Origin of the sequence: Paenibacillus soyae (genome assembly GCF_024623455.1) — a bacterium.
GTDB classification, from domain to species: Bacteria; Bacillota; Bacilli; order Paenibacillales; family Paenibacillaceae; genus Pristimantibacillus; species Pristimantibacillus soyae.
Window position 1 is genome coordinate 1 of the sequence record NZ_JANIPJ010000112.1, and the last position, 218, is coordinate 218.

The 218-nt window shown below is 55.0% G+C and carries 2 tRNA genes; both read left to right on the forward strand.

From position 1 onward, the window contains the following. Positions 1-8 precede the first annotated feature (8 nt). A tRNA-Ile gene (locus NQZ67_RS30240) sits at positions 9-85 on the forward strand. A 30-nt stretch (positions 86-115) separates the two neighbouring features. Next, positions 116-188, forward strand: a tRNA-Ala gene (locus tag NQZ67_RS30245). Positions 189-218 lie beyond the last annotated feature (30 nt).

A 218-nucleotide genomic window follows, 5' to 3' on the forward strand; every position in this document is an offset into this window, starting at 1 on the left:
ATACCCGAGGGCCTTTAGCTCAGCTGGTTAGAGCGCACCCCTGATAAGGGTGAGGTCGGTGGTTCGAGTCCACTAAGGCCCACCATTATCAACACATGAGTGTTGATCCCATTACGGGGCCATAGCTCAGCTGGGAGAGCGCCTGCCTTGCAAGCAGGAGGTCAGCGGTTCGATCCCGCTTGGCTCCATTTGCACCTTGAAAACTGGATAACGAAAGT